The organism is Coleofasciculus sp. E2-BRE-01 (assembly GCF_040221695.1).
In the GTDB taxonomy this organism is placed as follows: Bacteria; Cyanobacteriota; Cyanobacteriia; order Cyanobacteriales; family Coleofasciculaceae; genus Coleofasciculus.
Map to the genome: position 1 here is coordinate 14,343 of NZ_JAVKEA010000161.1, position 17,657 is coordinate 31,999.

At 47.5% G+C, this 17,657-nt stretch carries 10 protein-coding genes and 1 tRNA gene; 4 read left to right on the forward strand and 7 right to left on the reverse strand.

The genetic code is table 11. The features are described 5' to 3' along the window. Positions 1-276 precede the first annotated feature (276 nt). From RIG66_RS20030 to RIG66_RS20050, 5 genes are all read right to left on the reverse strand, one after another. The gene (locus RIG66_RS20030; RefSeq protein WP_446380507.1) at positions 277-480 is read right to left on the reverse strand and encodes a type II toxin-antitoxin system VapC family toxin; all 204 of its coding nucleotides are present in this window, start codon (positions 478-480) and stop codon (positions 277-279) included. Beyond that, the gene (locus RIG66_RS20035) at positions 455-652 is read right to left on the reverse strand and encodes a hypothetical protein (protein WP_446380508.1); all 198 of its coding nucleotides are present in this window, start codon (positions 650-652) and stop codon (positions 455-457) included. Before RIG66_RS20035 ends, RIG66_RS20030 begins: the two co-directional genes overlap by 26 nt. Positions 653-710: 58 nt before the next feature. Next, on the reverse strand, positions 711-1,304 hold the full coding sequence (locus RIG66_RS20040; protein ID WP_446380509.1) for a hypothetical protein: 594 nt from the start codon (positions 1,302-1,304) through the stop codon (positions 711-713). 113 nt (positions 1,305-1,417) lie between these two features. After that, the gene (locus RIG66_RS20045; protein WP_446380510.1) at positions 1,418-5,443 is read right to left on the reverse strand and encodes a response regulator; all 4,026 of its coding nucleotides are present in this window, start codon (positions 5,441-5,443) and stop codon (positions 1,418-1,420) included. A 514-nt stretch (positions 5,444-5,957) separates the two neighbouring features. Then, a complete protein-coding gene (locus RIG66_RS20050; protein WP_446380511.1) occupies positions 5,958-9,401 on the reverse strand; it encodes a response regulator in 3,444 nt (1,147 codons plus the stop codon). A 704-nt stretch (positions 9,402-10,105) separates the two neighbouring features. Here RIG66_RS20050 and ldpA point away from each other — a divergent pair. Both ldpA and RIG66_RS20060 read left to right on the forward strand, forming a co-directional pair. After that, positions 10,106-11,344, forward strand: a complete 1,239-nt coding sequence (gene ldpA / locus RIG66_RS20055) for a circadian clock protein LdpA (RefSeq protein WP_446380512.1) — start codon at positions 10,106-10,108, stop codon at positions 11,342-11,344. A gap of 191 nt (positions 11,345-11,535) precedes the next feature. Continuing rightward, a complete protein-coding gene (locus RIG66_RS20060) occupies positions 11,536-13,251 on the forward strand; it encodes a R3H domain-containing nucleic acid-binding protein (protein WP_446349997.1) in 1,716 nt (571 codons plus the stop codon). Here RIG66_RS20060 and RIG66_RS20065 read toward each other — a convergent pair. Beyond that, positions 13,239-13,472 carry a hypothetical protein gene (locus RIG66_RS20065; protein WP_446380513.1) on the reverse strand — a complete coding sequence of 78 codons (234 nt, stop codon included), beginning with the start codon at positions 13,470-13,472 and terminating at the stop codon, positions 13,239-13,241. The genes RIG66_RS20060 and RIG66_RS20065 overlap by 13 nt on opposite strands. A gap of 484 nt (positions 13,473-13,956) precedes the next feature. Here RIG66_RS20065 and RIG66_RS20070 point away from each other — a divergent pair. Further along, positions 13,957-14,028 (forward strand) — tRNA-Gln (locus RIG66_RS20070). Positions 14,029-14,336: 308 nt separating this feature from the next. On the opposite strand, the gene RIG66_RS20075 is transcribed toward RIG66_RS20070, so the two are convergent. After that, entirely contained in the window at positions 14,337-16,382 is a 2,046-nt protein-coding gene (locus RIG66_RS20075; RefSeq protein ID WP_446380514.1) for an ATP-binding protein, read from the reverse strand. Positions 16,383-16,488: 106 nt separating this feature from the next. Here RIG66_RS20075 and RIG66_RS20080 point away from each other — a divergent pair, with 106 nt between their 5' ends. After that, positions 16,489-17,466, forward strand: a complete 978-nt coding sequence (locus RIG66_RS20080; RefSeq protein WP_446380515.1) for an eCIS core domain-containing protein — start codon at positions 16,489-16,491, stop codon at positions 17,464-17,466. Positions 17,467-17,657: the final 191 nt, after the last annotated feature.

Here is a 17,657-nt window from a genome sequence, read left to right on the forward strand (position 1 = left end):
TAATTTAGCACACTAAGTCCGGAAGACCCTGTTTTTTTAAACTGTTAGGGGTGAGATAGGGCAGGTTTTGTTTTTCATTGATGGATAATATGATGTCCGGCAAATCACCCTTAATAAAAAAGCCCGAAACCCTTGCGGTTAAAGCATTGCTATTATGGGCAATTCACCGGACTTGATATAACAAGCTAGCGTTAGTCCCTAAACCCGCCCCTACATCAGCTAAAGCACGGACTTTAGAGACAGATAAGGGAGTGACTTGGAATTACATCGTTTTATTTATCTGCTATTTAGTCTTTTCATGGCAGTAGGATTCGTTAAAATCCTATATAGTTCAATAATGTTTTGTTCCGCTAACACTCCTTGAATCTTATTGTCTACTGCCATTTTCAGCAGTTCTGCTGAATCTATATGATAAGTTGCAGAGCGATCATGGGCGTAAACTAAAACATTTGTATCAAAGAATATTTTGCTCTGGCTCATAAATTTTTTCTCTATTAATATATTCGTCTTTGACTGCTAGTTCAAAAGTGGGAAAAGGATAATTTTCTTGGGGTATTGGAGTAATGGCAATATCTACTTGATCACCTTCTTTAATATTTTCAGGTAAACGTTCTAATAGAATAATTGTTTGTCCTTGTATGTAACCTTTCATAATTTATTGCAAAATAGAAAATCTAAGCTTCTGTGAAAATTATTTAAGTTTAAATTGACTACCTTCCTGTCCACAATGCCAACCCACCACCGCGTCCTCTTGCTGCAATTGCCCGTTTTTCGACAATAAAATAAGTAAAAAATGCCTTATCTTTTAACGGTTTATCATCAAAAGAAGCCTCTCGCTCTTGACCGCCGCGAATATATCCGTTATACAATGTTAACCCAAATAATGACACGTTCATACGGGTGAAATCAAAAGCCAGGATATTCTTTGTGGCAAAAAACTGAGTCGGTCCAGTGACAACCAGTTGCAGAGATCCCATTTGTACTGAATTTACCACTGTTCCTTGCTCTTGACTGGCTTCTGAGGGGGAGTAGGATAACTGAATCTTCACCCATTTGGGCAAAAACCGCCCTGCACCCAAAACCACGCCAGCACGCTGGCGAGAGCGTTTAGTTCCGGTGATAAACCCTAATCGCCATGTTCCCAGTAACTCGGAATAGCTATGGCGTACTTTTGTCTGTTTGGCTGTCTTCTCAGCGGTTAACAGCGCCTCAACCACAGCCTTTGATTCAGGGGGTTGGGCAGAAGGCGTGGTTAAATATGCGATCGCGTGATCAAGTGTCGGATCAGTTAAGTCTGTGGTCATAACGATTACTATACCAAAAGAGTGGAATAGTTGTAGGTTGGGTTTCGACTTCGCTCAACCCAACGACTTCGCTCAACCCAACAGAATCTAGGGCTAAGGTTCCCTACTACGAACTAAGGTTCGGGTTTGTGTTCTAATAAAACTGTTTTCACGGGTTCATATTCAACCTTAATTTGGGATAATAACGCGGCTGTCACTTCAAGATTCTCACTCTTCGCCTGAGCTTCTAACTCCTGACATAAATGAGCCAGACGGGTGGCTCCTACCATCGCACTGCTGGATTTCAACGTGTGAGCAGTTCGCGTCACCAGTTCGGTTTCTCCCTGGCTAATCCCATCAGACAAGTCTTGTAAGAGTTTAGGCGCATCCTCTAGATAGCGGGTAATCACTTCGGCTAATACCTCCTCTTGGTTGAGCATCTCACGTAATTGTTGAAAAATTACGGGATCAAACACGGCTTTATCGGACAGATCCAATCCCGCCACCGTGGTACTATCCGATGGGGTTGTATCAACAGAACTCCCAGAGGCTTTAATCTCCTCTCCCCCTGCTCCCTCTGCTCCCTCTGCTCCCTCTGCTCCCCCTGCTCCCTCAGCTAGGGCGGGTTTAGGTAAGTTAGAGGTTTTCTCCGCAAGGGTATTGGTAAAACCCGCCCCTACATTCCCTGCTTTCTTTAACGCCTCAACCAATTCCTCAATACGGATGGGTTTGCTGATATAATCATCCATACCTGCCTCGATGCACATTTCGCGATCGCCCACCATGGCATTAGCGGTCATGGCAATTATTCGCGGACGTTTCGATTGCTTATTCTGATCTGACCACTCTTGACAAATGTGCCGGGATGCCTCTAACCCATCCATTTCTGGCATCTGTACGTCCATAAACACCACATCATAAGGCTGACGCTGTAGCGCTTCGAGAACTTCTAACCCATTCCCTGCGACATCCGCTCGATACCCCATCCGTTGCAACAAATGTAATGCTACCTGTTGATTCACCGGATTATCTTCCGCCAGTAAAATCCGTAGGGGTAACCGTTCACCCATCTTGGCGTCAATGTCTGGTTTCTTAGCGCTGTGGATTTTCACCTTAATCGGTATCCCCGCCATCGCTTGCATCAGCACATCACACAGTTGAGACTGTTTAATCGGTTTAGTCAGAAACCCAGCAAACGTCTGCTTCACATCAGGTGTATCGACTTGCAACTCACCCAGAGACGAGAGCATCACCAGAGGCAGCGTTTGACAACCGGGAACTTTACGGATTTTTTGCGCCAATGTCACCCCATCCATCTCTGGCATCTGCATATCCAGAATCGCCAGATCAAACCGTTCTCCCTGATGCAGCCAGTCTAAGGCTTGAACCCCTGATTGTGCCGCATAGCATTCCATTCCCCAAACTTGAGCTTGGCGCATCAAAATCTTGCGATTGGTGTCATTATCATCAACAATTAGCAGTCGTTGACCATCGAGTTCCAATAGACAAACCTGATTCGTATTCTGCTGGGTACTCGGATCAGCCGGAACCACCAACGTGAAGTAAAAGGTTGAACCCACTCCATCTTGACTTTCTACCCACATTGTCCCACCCATCATTTCGCACAATTGCTTACAGATGGCAAGTCCCAATCCTGTACCACCGTATTTGCGGGTGGTTGAGGAGTCTACTTGACTGAAGGGTTGAAATAATCGATTTAATCGTTCTGGAGGAATACCAATTCCGGTATCCTTAACCGCAAATTGAATCCGATAATGAGGGGTAGCCGCCGAGGGAGTAATCCGTGGAGTTAGGCTAGTTTTTGTTTCCAGGCGTTCCCATTGCTCATAGTCGAGTTTCTCGGCGTTAACGGAAACAATCACTTCCCCCGATTGGGTAAATTTAACTGCATTGCTTAACAGATTCACCAGAATTTGCCGTAAGCGGGTTACATCACCAATAATCATTCGGGGAGTTTGAGGTGTGATTTGATAGGCAAGTTCTAAGTTTTTATCAGTGGCTTTGGCGGCTAACAGATCCAAACAATTTTCAATACAAACTTGCAGATCAAAGGAGACTTCTTCCAACTCCAGTTTGCCGGATTCAATCTTGGAGAAGTCAAGAATATCATTAATAATGGTGAGTAAGGTATCGCCACTATTACGAATTGTGGTGACAAATTCCTGTTGTTGAGAGGTTAACTGCGTATCCAAAAGCAGTCCAGTCATGCCAATCACCCCATTCATCGGCGTGCGAATTTCATGACTCATCGTGGCGAGAAACTCACTTTTAGCCCGAGTCGCCGCTAAAGCCGCATCGCGAGCTTGTGCCAATTCTTGTGCCGCCTGTTGACGCTCAATTTCGCCACCAATCCACTGCGCCATCAGTCGTAACAGTTCTATTTCTATATCTTTGAATGGCGTTTGCCGGGGGGTGAGACTGGCGAAACAGAGCGTACCATACAAGTCTCCAGCGACAACCACAGGGACACCGATATAGGCTTCGACTTGGAAAACTTTGAAGCCGGGGTGATTGTGCCACTGGCTGGTGCTAGCGGATAAGATACAAAGGGGTTTTTTGGCGTGTACGATTTCGCCGCAGTAGGTTTGTTTCAGGTCAAGAGTGACGCCTTTGAAGCTCAAATCATTGGGCATTTGGGCGGCGATGATTTCATAACGCCCGTTCTCGGTGTCAATGTTTTCGATATGAGAGAGGATACCGACATCCAGATTAAACTGGCGGCGTCCCATGGTTAGTAAGTTTTGCAGCTTTTGCTCAAAGTCAGAATTTTGTCCGGTTGTGACTTCGTATAAAGCGCGAATTATGGCAGCATTTTCGCGCAGTTCTTGCTCAATGTGTTTGCGTTGAGTAATATCAATGGCAATGCCTAGAATTGCTGGGGTTGCTGAACCGGTGACATAAAAGGGAATGCGGGTGGTTTGCACGATGCGGATATTCCCGTGAGCATCGGGAACTCGTTCTTCTGGGATGTGTTTGGGTTGTCCCTGTTGGATAATTTGCCGTTCTTCTTCGCGAACGCGGCGCAGTTGTTCGGGGGATTTAATAAAGTCCTCGTCTTTGTGGTTAAGCAAGTGTTCGACTGTTGTCCCGTAAGCATCCGCGATCGCTTGATTGACTAAGATAAACTGTCCATCTAAATTTTTGGCGAAAATAAAGTGAGGCACTAGATCAATGATTTGGCGTAGCTTTTGCTCACTAGCTTGTAACTGTTCGGCGGCTTGCTTGCGATCGCTAATATCTTCGACGGAGCCTTCATAGTACAGCAATACCCCATTCCCATCCCGCACCGCACGAGTATTTTCACTAATCCAGATAATACTCCCATCTTGGCGATATACTTGGGACTCGAAGCTGGAGACAGAACCCTGTTGATGAATTAGGCGTTTAAATTCAGCCCGTTGGTTTTGATCCACGTAGAGTTGATGTTCCCCATTCGTGAGTCGGCTGATCAGGGCTTCGGAAGAGGGATAGCCATAAATCTTCGCTAGAGCCGGGTTAGCACTAAGATACCGTCCATCGGGGGTGGTTTGGAAGATCCCCCAACCCGCGTTTTCAAAGATACTGCGATATTTTTCTTCGGCTTCAAACAGGGCTTCGGCGACTTGGATACGTTCTTTAATTTCCCGTTCTAACTTCTGATTCACCTGTGTCAATTCCTGAGTGCGCTCATTCACACGCTCCTCAAGTTGAGCATTCAGGGTACGCACCTCGGCTTCTGCTTGCTTGCGATCGCGGATTTCCATTTCCAACGCCTGATTCGCCGCTTGTAATTGAGCGGGGCTGGGTAGCGCCAAGGCTTGGGGAGTCAGCGGAATCAGTACCATCGCCGTGTAACAGGAAACCAGAGCCGTAAACGCTTTAATCAAGCCAGAGAGCCAATAATCTGGAAACCAAAGTGTCCAGACTCCCATGACATGAGTCATTCCACAGGCAATAATAAAAGCACCAAATAAGAAAAATATTCTGGGAAACGGGACATCCTCTCGCTGGCTAACAAAGTAAAGCAGAGTAACAGGAATTGAAAAATAAGCCAGCGCGATTAAGGCGTCAGAAATAACATGTAGGGAAACTAAATTCGTTTGCCACAAGTAGCAATGACCGTGAGGAATATACAACAGTGTTGTTAATAAATCTGGCATTGTTAAGTAGTCGAACACAATTAAATTGAGATTAGGGAACAGGGAACAGGCAACAGTAAGGGGTTGAGGCTCCAAATCATTTCTTAGTACAGCGAAAATAATTTATGTCCAGGTACTTAGTCCTTTAATAATCCCGCCGATTGATTCCCTTATCATCGGGAATGAATGCTCCATGTTGTTTGGCTGTGTAGGGGCGCATAGCGATGCGCCCTGACGCCCTTGATTGGGGGACACCAAGTCCAAGCTGCTGTCGAAACAAAGGAAATCAGGGATATGATTGAATTCCGTTTTCTGTAGGAAATGGCGAAAGATTAAAATCTAATGGTAAATCACCCGTTTCTGTCTATTTAGTAGCACAACTTGTCAGAACTCTTTATCCTCTAACATGGAATACTTTATCTATAATAAACATTTTGGCTTGACGAATGATGTAGCTTGCTGCTCAAAGGAAGCGAGTATGACAAATGACAAATGACAAATGACAAATGACAAATTTGGAGTTGTGCAGCCAGCCCTACTTAGAACTTGACACTGCAGCCGTGGACATTTGGCTCAACGCTCGAACTAATTCTTGTACCCGAATCGGTTTACTGATGTAATCATCCATACCAGCAGCTAAACAAGTTTCGCGATCGCCTTGCATAGCATTGGCAGTCATGGCAATAATTCGTGGACGTTCTGTAGCTGACCATTCCCGGACTAGGCAACGGGTGGCTGCTAATCCATCCATTTCTGGCATTTGTACGTCCATTAATACCACATCATAGGGCTGACGGTGTAAGGCTTCAATCACTTCTAACCCATTCCCCGCCACATCGGCTCGATACCCCATGCGGTGGAGTAGCTGCAATACCACTTGTTGGTTCACCGCGTTATCCTCAGCCACCAGAATTCGCAAGGGTAGACGCTGCGCCATTTGCGGATCAATCTGGGAAGAAATGGAGGAGGGTTTCACAGGAATCGGCTTGCCCACCAAAACCTGATTCATGACATCATACAGTTGAGACTGTTTAATCGGTTTGGTCAGAATCGCGTTAAAATGCTCCTTGACACTGGGTTGACTCAGATCAGTCATGCCAATAGAGGTTAACAGAATTAAAGGTAAATCCTGATACCCGGGTTGCTGATGAATCGCTACAGCCAGATTCAATCCATCCGTTGAGGACATTTGCCCATCCAGAATCGCCAGATCAAAGGGTTCATACCCACGCAACCATTCCATCACTTGGGTTCTCGACGCCGCTGTTTGGGGTTGCATTTGCCATACCTGACTGCGCTGGAGCAAAATGTCACGGTTGGTGCTAGTCTCACCCACAATCAGCAATCGTTTCCCGACTAAAGACGACTCAGCCCGTTCCGTTTCCGATTCCGCCTCAGCCACCCCATTCACCATCACCGTAAAATAAAAGGTTGAACCCACACCAACCTCACTTTCTACCCACATCGTACCGCCCATAATTTGACTCAGTTGTTTGCAGATAGCCAGTCCCAGCCCGGTGCCGCCGTATTTGCGGCTGGTGGAGGAATCTACTTGGCTGAAGGGTTTAAATAAACGGTTTAATCGATCCTGGGGAATACCAATGCCCGTATCCTTCACCGCAAATTGTAACCGATAACGGGGGGGAGTGGCAGATGAAACAGCAACCGAATCCGACTCCATCTCCGCTGCGGCTAACCGATGCGCTGTTACCGAAACCACCACTTCCCCCGCCTGGGTAAATTTAACCGCATTACCGAGTAAATTCACCAGAATTTGGCGCACACGGGTAACATCGCCGATAACGGTTCTGGGGGTTTGAGGCGAGAATTGGTAAGCGAGTTCCAAGTTTTTGGCAGAGGCTTTGGTGGATAGCAAGTCCAGGGATTCTTCGATACAGGTTCGCAAATCGAAGGGAATTTCTTCTAGGTCTAGTTTGCCAGATTCAATCTTGGAAAAGTCGAGAATATCATTAATAATGGTGAGTAAAGTATCGCCACTATTGCGAATCGTTTGCACAAATTCCTGCTGTTCTGCATCCAGTTCCGTATCCAGGAGCAATCCCGTCATGCCAATCACCCCATTCATCGGTGTGCGAATCTCATGGCTCATGGTTGCCAGAAACTCACTTTTTGCCTGAGTTGCAGCTAGGGCGGCGTCGTGAGCATCGGCGAGTTCTTTGGCGGCTTGTTGGCGTTCGATTTCCCCACCAATCCATTGTGCCATTAATCGTAATAGTTCGATATCGAGTGCTTTAAAGGGTTTGTGGTGGGGGGTGAAACTAGAAAAACTCAGGGTACCATAGGGTTGACCTGCGACAACAACCGGGACACCCAGATAGGCTTCTAGTTTAAAGGTTTGATAACAGGGATGATCACACCACTCACTATGGCTGGCGGCGGGAATAGACAGAGGTTGATTGGCTTGCAGCGTGGCGTGACAATAGGTTTGGCTTAAATCCAGGTGAACTCCCTTGGGATTAAGGTGATTGGGTAACTGAGTCGCGATCGCGTGATACTGATTGTCGGTGACGTGAGATAGGATGCCAATCTCTAGGTTAAACTGCTCGCGTCCCATTGCCAACAGGTTTTGCAAGCATTGGTCAAAATCCAGTTCGACGGAGGATGTGAAATTATATAATGCCCGAATCGCGGCTTCACTTTCACGCAGTTCTTGTTCAACTTGTTTGCGTTGGGTAATCTCAATAGAGATACCCAGAACAGCGGGGGTGTCTGAGTCATTGAGATAGAAGGGCATTTTCGTTGTTTGTAAAATGCGAATCTTGCCCTGAGCATCTGTTAAAATTTCTTCGGGAATATATTTTCGCTCTCGTTGATCAATCACGGCTACGTCGTCGGCGCGGAAGCGATGCACTTGTTCGGGGATAGGCGCCACATCTACCTCGTTTCGTCCCAGCAGGTGTTCGACAGAGGTGTCATAGGCGTCGGCTAGCGCCTGATTGACGAGAATAAATTCACCCTCCCGATTCTTGGCGAAAATAAAATGGGGGACTAAATCTATCACCTGACGCAGCTTTTGTTCACTGGCTTGTAACTGCTTCTGCGCCTGGGTGCGAGCCGTAATATCTTCGACGGAACCTTCATAATATAAGAGCGCTCCCTGATGATCACGCACAGCACGACAGTTCTCACAAATCCAGATGATACTGCCATCTCGACGATACACTTGACATTCAAACCCAGAGACTGCACCCTGTTCGTGGACTAAGCGGATACATTCGTGGCGCTGGCTGGGATTCACATACAGTTGATGTTCAACATCGGTAATGTGATCAATTAACTCATCGGATGAAGCATAGCCATAAATTCGCGCCAAGGCGGGATTGGCACTCAGATACCGTCCATCGGGTGTGGTTTGGAAGATGCCACCTACGGCATTCTCAAAAATGCTACGATATTTTTCTTCGGCTTGGCGTAGCGCGTCTTCAGCGTGAATGCGTTCCTGGATTTGAGCGGCTAATTGGTGATTCACCTGTTGGAGTTCTTGGGTTCGCTCATTGACACGCTGTTCAAGTTGTGTATTGAGCGATCGCACCTCGGCTTCAGCTTGTTGGCGATCGCGAATTTGCGTTTCTAAGGCTTGGTTAGCGGCTTCGAGTTGAGCGGGACTCGGTAAGGCTAACGCTTGGGGAATTAGGGGAATCAGGGCTAATGCTGTATAACAGGAAATTAAGGCGGTTATAGCTTTAATTCCACCCGATAGCCAATAATGGGGATACCAAAGTGTCCATACTCCCATAACATGGGTCATGCCACAGGCAATAATGAAGGCGCCAAAGAGGAAGAAGACTTTGGGAAAGGGGATATCCCGTCGCTTATTCACAAAATACAGCAGAGTACCGGGAATGGAATAGTACGCCAGGGCTATTAATGAGTCAGACGCAACATGAAGGGACACGAGATTAGTCTGCCACAAGTAGCAATGCCCGTGGGGGATAAAGGAAAATGGTAATAAAGTCATTTGGTAAACACCCTTGCCAACGTTTGGATGGGTTTTCTCTGATTCCCCATTATTTCACGCGGGCAAGCAGCTATATTAAACGGGAGCATCCCGTTTTGGACAAAGCATTACCTGCAGTAAAGCAATTGCAAGGGTTTCAGCCCCCTTCAAAGAGCCAACGTGCCAAATTGGGATGCTCCCTATTAAACGGAATCTCTACTCTCCTTAACTGACTGAAGAGTATGGCGATGAACCGAGAGTAGCTTTACAGAATCTTTAACCTTTTCTCCCGGAACTTTACCGAAACTTTATAGATCTAGCCCTGGGATTGCAGTAATCTTTTTAGTGTAGTAGAGAGTTAAGGTTGACTCCGCCAAATGAACAGAGCGGGGTCTTTTTGTGGGAATGGGGAATCCTTCAAAGGGTTTGGTTACCCAACCCCTACTGTCGGCAGGGTCAACAGGATTCATGAATGTTACAAAAATTAAACATGAAATCCATGTCCATTCATAATTGGGGATGAAAAACAGCACCCTCTGGATTTACCCCCCAGATTTAGGGGTGAACCTGACTAAACTGCCTAGATATGGCGAAATTGATGCATCTGAGTCGCGATCGCAGGGGTAGCATCCCCACCTTAACCCTAAACCCTAGGGCTGATTATCCCCCAGGTTTCTTGAGAAATAAATCTCCCCATTTTTGGCACAAGGAATTAGCATATAAGGGTGACTAAACTGTACACTCCCTTACAATCCCTAAGGGAAGGTCGCTGGTTCAAGCTCATCTGTGGCGCTAGTTTTCAGCACCTCCCTGCCGTTCGTAACCTCACCTTGGCGTATACTCTAGCTGGGGCTGATTGTATTGATGTGGCAGCTGACCCTGCCGTAATTGCGGCGGCAAAGACAGCCTTAGGGGTGGCGACAAGTCTGGTGGAGTCCGGTCAAGCACAAGGCATGGGATACAGTAACCAACCCTGGTTAATGGTCAGTTTAAATGATGGGGAAGATCCCCATTTTCGCAAAGCTGAATTTAATCCCAATGCTTGTCCTCCCGACTGTCCCCGTCCTTGCCAAACGATTTGTCCGGTTCAAGCTATTGTCTTTGAGCCACCGTCAACTCCGCCGGAGTCCCTAAAACAGGGGAAACCTGACCAACCCCTCACCTATCCTCACTCGCCCAAGGGATTCTCCGGTGTTATTGATCAACGCTGTTATGGCTGCGGACGTTGCTTACCCGTTTGCCCCAGTCAACTGATCTATACTCGCTCCTATGTATCCACCCCCACAACGTTAGCGGAACTGATTCTTTCAACGGGCGTTGATGCTTTGGAAATTCACACCCAAGTCGGGCATTTTACTGATTTTAAACGACTCTGGGGCGCGATCGCTCCCTGGATGCATACCCTGAAGTTGCTAGCTATCAGTTGTCCAGATGGTGAAGGCATGATTGATTATCTCTGGGAACTTTACCATCTGATCACGCCCTTACCTTGTCCCCTCCTCTGGCAAACCGATGGCAAACCCATGAGCGGTGATATTGGTACAGGAACCACGCGCAAAGCCGTGAAACTGGCACAAAAGGTGTTATCCGCCAACTTACCTGGATACGTGCAACTGGCGGGTGGAACCAATCACCATACCGTCAGTAAACTCAAAGCAGCAGGACTCCTCAACCCTGGAACCCCAGAAGACGCTACCGCTAACCCCATCCAGCCCTTTGTCGCGGGTGTGGCTTACGGAAGCTATGCCCGGGTATTACTGGCTCCAATTTTAGACCAACTCGATCAATACCATGAAGCAAATCATAATATCAATTTCCAAGCATTTCCATTATCATCAAGGGCAAACCTGGAAAATGATCCGCATCGGCTGGCAAAAGCCGTGGCTCTAGCCCATTCCTTGGTGTCTCAACTGAAGTCTGTGCCTAAGCCTGTTCAACCCGAACTCAGTAGGTTCTGTCAATAGTCCTCAAACCCTTACATAAACAAAGGACAAAGGACGAATGACAAAGGACGTAGCTTGCTTCTCAAGGGAGCGAGTATGACAAACGACGAACGACGAATGACAAGCCTATGGTGAATGCCAACGGGATGAACCCATCCCATCCCCAATCGTTATCCAATCAAGCCTTATCTAACACCACCAATTTAGCTGGGATGCAGATTACTGAGGATCTCCAAAAATTACTCGCTATTTTGCCAGAGGATATTCGCCAAATCCTGGAGCAACACCCCCATCGCGACAATTTAATTGAAGTGGTGATGGATTTGGGTCGATTTCCTGAGGTGCGTTTCCCCTCTGGTGCCGAATATCTGTCCGAAACCCCTGTCACCGCTGAACAATTAAACTATTGTGTTGAGCGGGTTGGGCATTTCAGTGGGGATAATCGAGCCGGACTGGAGAAAACCTTACACCGGATTAGCGCGATTCGCAATCGCCCCGGCGACATTATCGGGTTAACCTGTCGCGTCGGACGAGCGGTGTTTGGCACTATTGGTCTGATTCATGATCTCGTCGAACGGGGTCAATCAATTTTGATGTTGGGGCGTCCAGGTGTGGGCAAAACGACGGCGTTACGCGAAATTGCCCGGGTGCTGGCAGATGATCTACAAAAACGGGTGGTAATTATTGATACCTCCAATGAAATTGCTGGCGATGGCGATATTCCCCATCCTGCCATTGGTCGAGCTCGGCGGATGCAAGTGTCGCGTCCAGAACTTCAACATCAGGTGATGATTGAAGCGGTAGAAAATCACATGCCCGAAGTGATTGTCATTGATGAAATTGGCACCGAACTCGAAGCCCTCGCTGCTCGCACGATCGCAGAACGAGGGGTACAGTTAGTGGGAACAGCCCATGGAAACCAAATTGAGAATCTGATTAAAAATCCTACACTCTCCGATTTAGTCGGTGGGATTCAAGCCGTAACTTTGGGTGATGATGAAGCCAGACGCCGAGGTTCTCAAAAGACGGTATTGGAACGCAAAGCCCCGCCCACGTTTGAGATTGCCGTGGAAATGCTGGAGCGTCAGCGCTGGGTAGTGCATGAGAGTGTGGCGGATACCGTGGATGCGCTACTGCGGGGACGCAAACCGAATCCCCAAGTGCGGACGGTGGATGAGCAGAATAAGGTAATTATTACCCGTGAATTCCCCGATGCACCCGCTCCCCTGGAGCGCCGTACCCAGTCCGGTTTAGTGGCACAACCAAGTGGCTGGCGTTCGTCGGGACAGATGCAGCCACTATCGCGTTCCTCATCATCGGCTGCGGCTCAAACCAGTTATTTTGATCAGCTGCTTCATGATTCTTGGCAACAACCCAATTCCGTTGGCGAGGTTATAGACACGATTGGACCCAATGGTGAAGATTTGCCACTCCATGTCTATCCGTATGGGGTGAGTCGCCATCAAATTGAGCAGGTGATTCGGGTGCTAAATTTACCCGTTGTCTTAACCAAGGACATGGATAGCGCCGATGCCATTTTAGGCTTGCGATCGCATGTTAAAAGTCACTCAAAACTGCGCTCAATTGCCCGCTCCCGGCAAATTCCCATCCACGCCGTTAAAGCCAGCACCGTTCCCCAAGTGAGTCGCGCCCTGCGGCGGATGTTGGATATGGATGATCCTGGAGTTCCCGATGCAGCGGATTTGCGCTTGTTTACCCAAAGTGGCAGTGATGATGAGATTGAGGCGCTAGAAGAAGCACGGTTAGCCGTCGAGCAAATCGTGATTCCTAATGGACAGCCCGTCGAGTTACTGCCGCGATCGCCAAAAGTGCGAAAGATGCAGCACGAACTGGTGGAACATTATCGCCTCAAGTCCGATAGTTTTGGCGATGAACCCAATCGCCGCTTGCGAATCTACCCCGCTTGATGGCAAGGGGTAGGAGTGGAGCAAGAGGATAGCGTGTAGAGTAGCTCACGAGACTCTTGCTTCACCCGTTCTTCCATCACCGCTTGCTGCAATTGGATGAACGCTGTAAAGTCTTCCCAGTCGTACTTGTTCGCTAAAAGCTGACGCAATTGGTCTTCAGCTTGTAGGGTCAGATAGCCAGTCTTTTCCGCTTCTTGAACAATTTCGCGAATTAATCTCATTAGTGAATCTCCAGCGTTAATCGGTAGGTTAAAGTTGTGCCAGGTTCTATGACGAGTTATCTTCAGCTATAGTCCCCCCTAGATATAAATCGCCAGTAGAGCGTTGCTCTTACTGGGTCTGGCGGTATGGTGACAACTCGACATGTTATCAAATTTTTTCTTTACAAAAGAATACAAATTGAGTTCAACCCTTGGACAAAAATCCTCCTAACCTGAAGATATGTAAAAGCTACGTTCCCCTGATTAATGCAGCTAATGCCTTATTGTAGGGTATTTAAGCGTAATATAAAGATTATATTAACTTTTTCACCCTTGACGGACGAGTTAAATAATCTTAGCTTATCTTAATATTTGTTTATATATGGGGAGTCCGCCGCGTAAATTGAGCCTTCTGTTCCCTGAGATCAGGAGAAATCAGGCAATTTTCAAAAATCTCTTGACATATTCCCAGCCACAACTGCTAATATAAGCAAGGTACACACATTGGGGTGTAGCCAAGCGGTAAGGCAGCGGGTTTTGGTCCCGCCATTCCCAGGTTCGAATCCTGGCACCCCAGTCGCATCTACCCGACAAAATAATTCGATTAATCGATTCGGCGGAATTCCCCACTCTCTTACAGGGTGGGGATTAATAGTTGGACAATTAGGGGTTGCTGAATAAGTCTGGTGGTGGGGGTAGGGAGCAAGGGGAGCAGGGGAAGCAGGGGAAGCAGGGGAAGCAGGGGAAGCAGGGGAAGCAGGGGAGATGGGGAAGATGGAAGACAACATTTCTATAACCCATTACCCTATTGCCTATTGCCTATAGCACACCGAGCGAAGCGTTCGACTGAGCGCTCACGCCGAAGTCCGAGGTGTTGCCTATTGCCTAGCGCGTAGCGCTATATTTGGATTTAGATTTTGACTTAGATTTAGATTTCGATGGCTCCAACCAATCCTGAGTACCAACACTAATCACGGTTTGAATCTGCATCTTAATCCCTTCAGTTTGCGCGGCTGCCAATAGATGCTTCATTCCCACTGGCTCTGAGGCCTCAGCGGCGAGAAAGGCTGCTGCCAAAGCAATATTGTGGATACTGCCTCCGGAAACAGCCAGCCGCGCTAACTTCTCAAAATTCAATCGTCGGGTGGGGGTAGACTTGGGAAAGACGCGCCGCCAAATCTGCTCTCGTTGCATTGCATCCGGGAAGGGAAATTCCAGCACAAAGCGCAATCGTCGCTCGAAGGCTGAGTCAATGGAGTCTCTTAAATTGGTCGTGAGAATCGCCAACCCTTGATAGCTTTCTAAGCGCTGGAGTAGATAACTGACTTCTTGGTTGGCATAGCGATCGCGGGCGTCTTTGACTTGACCCCGTTTGGCAAACAGGGAGTCGGCTTCGTCGAATAATAAGACTACGCCGCCGACTTCAGCCGCGTCAAAGATTTGAGCTAGGTTTTTCTCCGTTTCTCCAATATATTTACTGACAACCGCACTCAGATCGATGCGGTACAGGTCGAGGTGCAGTTCTTTGGCAATAATTTCAGCAGCAGTGGTTTTACCTGTACCACTTTGACCATAGAATAACGCCGTCAGTCCCAGTCCCCGACTCTGTTTTCCACCCATTCCCCAATCCTGGTAAACTTTGGCGCGTTGGCGGGTGTGGGCGACAATTTCCTTCAGGGTTTTGAGTTGGGATTCGGGCAGAATCAGGTCATCCCACGTCATTGGCGTTTCAATACGTTGGGCGAGTGCATCTAGGCGGGGACGGGCTTGGTGGCGGCTGGTATTCCACAGGGTTGTTCCTAAATTGGTGTGACGATTGCGGTTAACCTGATGGATGGCTTGGGTGCAGACGGAATGAATCGCACTTTGGCTGAGATTGAATTGGGCGATTAAGCGATTAACGTCGCCATTGAGTTCGTTTCCATTGTCTGCCAGATAGGTGAAAAATAGGGAACGTTGTTCTTGGAGAGTGAGTTTGGGTATATCGTAGGTGGTTAGCGATCGCTCTGTTACGGGAAGTCGCTGTTGGCTACTTAGGATTAGGGGGGTATTGATTTCAGCAATAAATTGAGAAATCAGGGATAGTTCCAGCGCATCTGCCATGTTCACAGAGTCACATTCGAGGAACAATACACAATTGGTCAAGATAGCTTCCCGTTCCCAGCGTCGCCGTAATTGATGCAGTTGGATGGAATCCGAGGGAAGTACCGTTGCTGACATACGACGGATAGAACAGCCAAATAATGTCGTGGCTTCAGCCGCAATGCGGCGTTTTGTGGTCAAATCTGAGCCAGACAATTCGATAATGGGCAGGTTTGAGGTGGGGGTAGAGTCAGACCAAGCCGAAGCAATTATCTGGGCGATTTGCTGATGGGATGGGGGAAGGGCTAATTCTCCTGTTAAGCCGAGATCCAAGGGTTTAACTCGCTCATCAAGTTGAGAATCGATGCTGGGTTCGCCTAAAAGATAGCAGAGAATACGCGGGTCAATGCGGAGGGGCGATTGGGTTAAAGTTACACCTGGAGCGATTTCAATCAGTTGCCAGTATTGTAAGGGGGATTGTCGTCCTAGGACACTTAAACTGACGTGGGGTAAGGCGGATAGGGCTAAACTCAGGGTGGGATAATTAATCTGGGAGTCGCCACTGGCTTGGCGACAGAGTAAGGGGAAATCCGGGTCGAGTTCCATGCCTACACATAGGAGAAGGATATCGCGATCGCAGGCAGATAAGCCGAATTGGGTGCAGAGGATATCCAAGGCAAAGGGAGTCGCCGAGTTAGGTATTTCCGGTGGGGAAAAATCGGGATTTGGATCAGTTGTCTGATTCTGTTTCTGGGAAATATAGCATTCAAGATGACGATAGACTCGGTTAACCGAGGTCATCAAATATTGATAATTAGCTTTGTACCAATCTATTGCTGTAGAAGTCATAGAATGGGTAGAATCCCTGAAATGGAAGTCGATTTTGTCCGATATAATTTTTATATACAGGATATAGTTTTGTTGAATTAATTGCAAGTTATATAGTCATCAGCTTATGCAAGAAGCTCAACAGAAGAAACCTTCATTTATTCCACCCACTCCTGCGCCCAAAGACGCTGCTGATCAAGGGTTTACACCACTGCGATTTCCCGTACAGGCACAAGCCAAACAACCGTCTGCTTCAGGAAAGGCGACTCGCGCTTATTCCAGTTATGACCGAGATTTGATTCAGACAAAGCTGCTGGAAGGGATGGATAGGGCGATACCCAGACAGGGGCAAGCTGAAGCCATCCAGCCCAAAGATGCCCACTGTGAAGCCGAAGATGGTGTGCAACTCAAAGACGATGGGGAGTCGGTACAACAGAAGTCGCCCCAAGATATTGCCGCTGATGGATTTAGGGGGACACCGAGACAATTACCGCATCTGGATAAAATCCAACAGTCCTTTGGTCAAGACTTATCCCATGTTCAAGCGTATATGGGGAAAGATGCGGCGGCGGCATCTCAGAAGTTGAGGGCGGCGGCTTATACCTCTGGAAATCGGATTGCCTTTGCCAAGACTCCGAGTGTCGGATTGGCAGCCCATGAAGCTGCCCACGTTATGCAGCAACAATCAGGTCAAAGTAAGCAAAAGGAGTCACTTGTCCAATTGCAGACAGTACCCCCTGGTCCTCTTTTAGGATCAGGTTTAGCTCAAACAGAAATATCGCGCCAACAGGTAGCGGCCATCAATGCTTTCCGGCGCAACTATATGGATATGCGTGAGGCAAATTGGATTGGCGGTGATCTTTATTTCCACTGCAAGGCTAATTGTGAAGCTGCTCAGGTTGGTTCTCATGGTGCGACGATGGCAGCATACTTAAGTAATTCTAGAGAGTTTATTGACCGGATTACAGGTGACCCACCCGAAGCCAGCAATGACGATCAGGAAGCTAATCGTTATGGTCGTAGAGGTGGTAGGAACAATACCGATGGATCATGTAAAGATATTTGTGAAACATTTCGTCCAGAAGGTTTGCCTGATCAATATTAAACATCATGAAAAGTAAGATTATAATAATTTCAGCTTTCCTAGTTGTAATCTTGGCTTTTATGCATTTGCCTTGGGTAAGGCATTTTTTAGCTGTAGATAAATGTCTAGATAGAGGCGGTCGTTGGAATGATAAAAGTAATGAATGTGAATCCCCGCGCTACTAGTTAACTATTGAATCCATCAGTTTATCA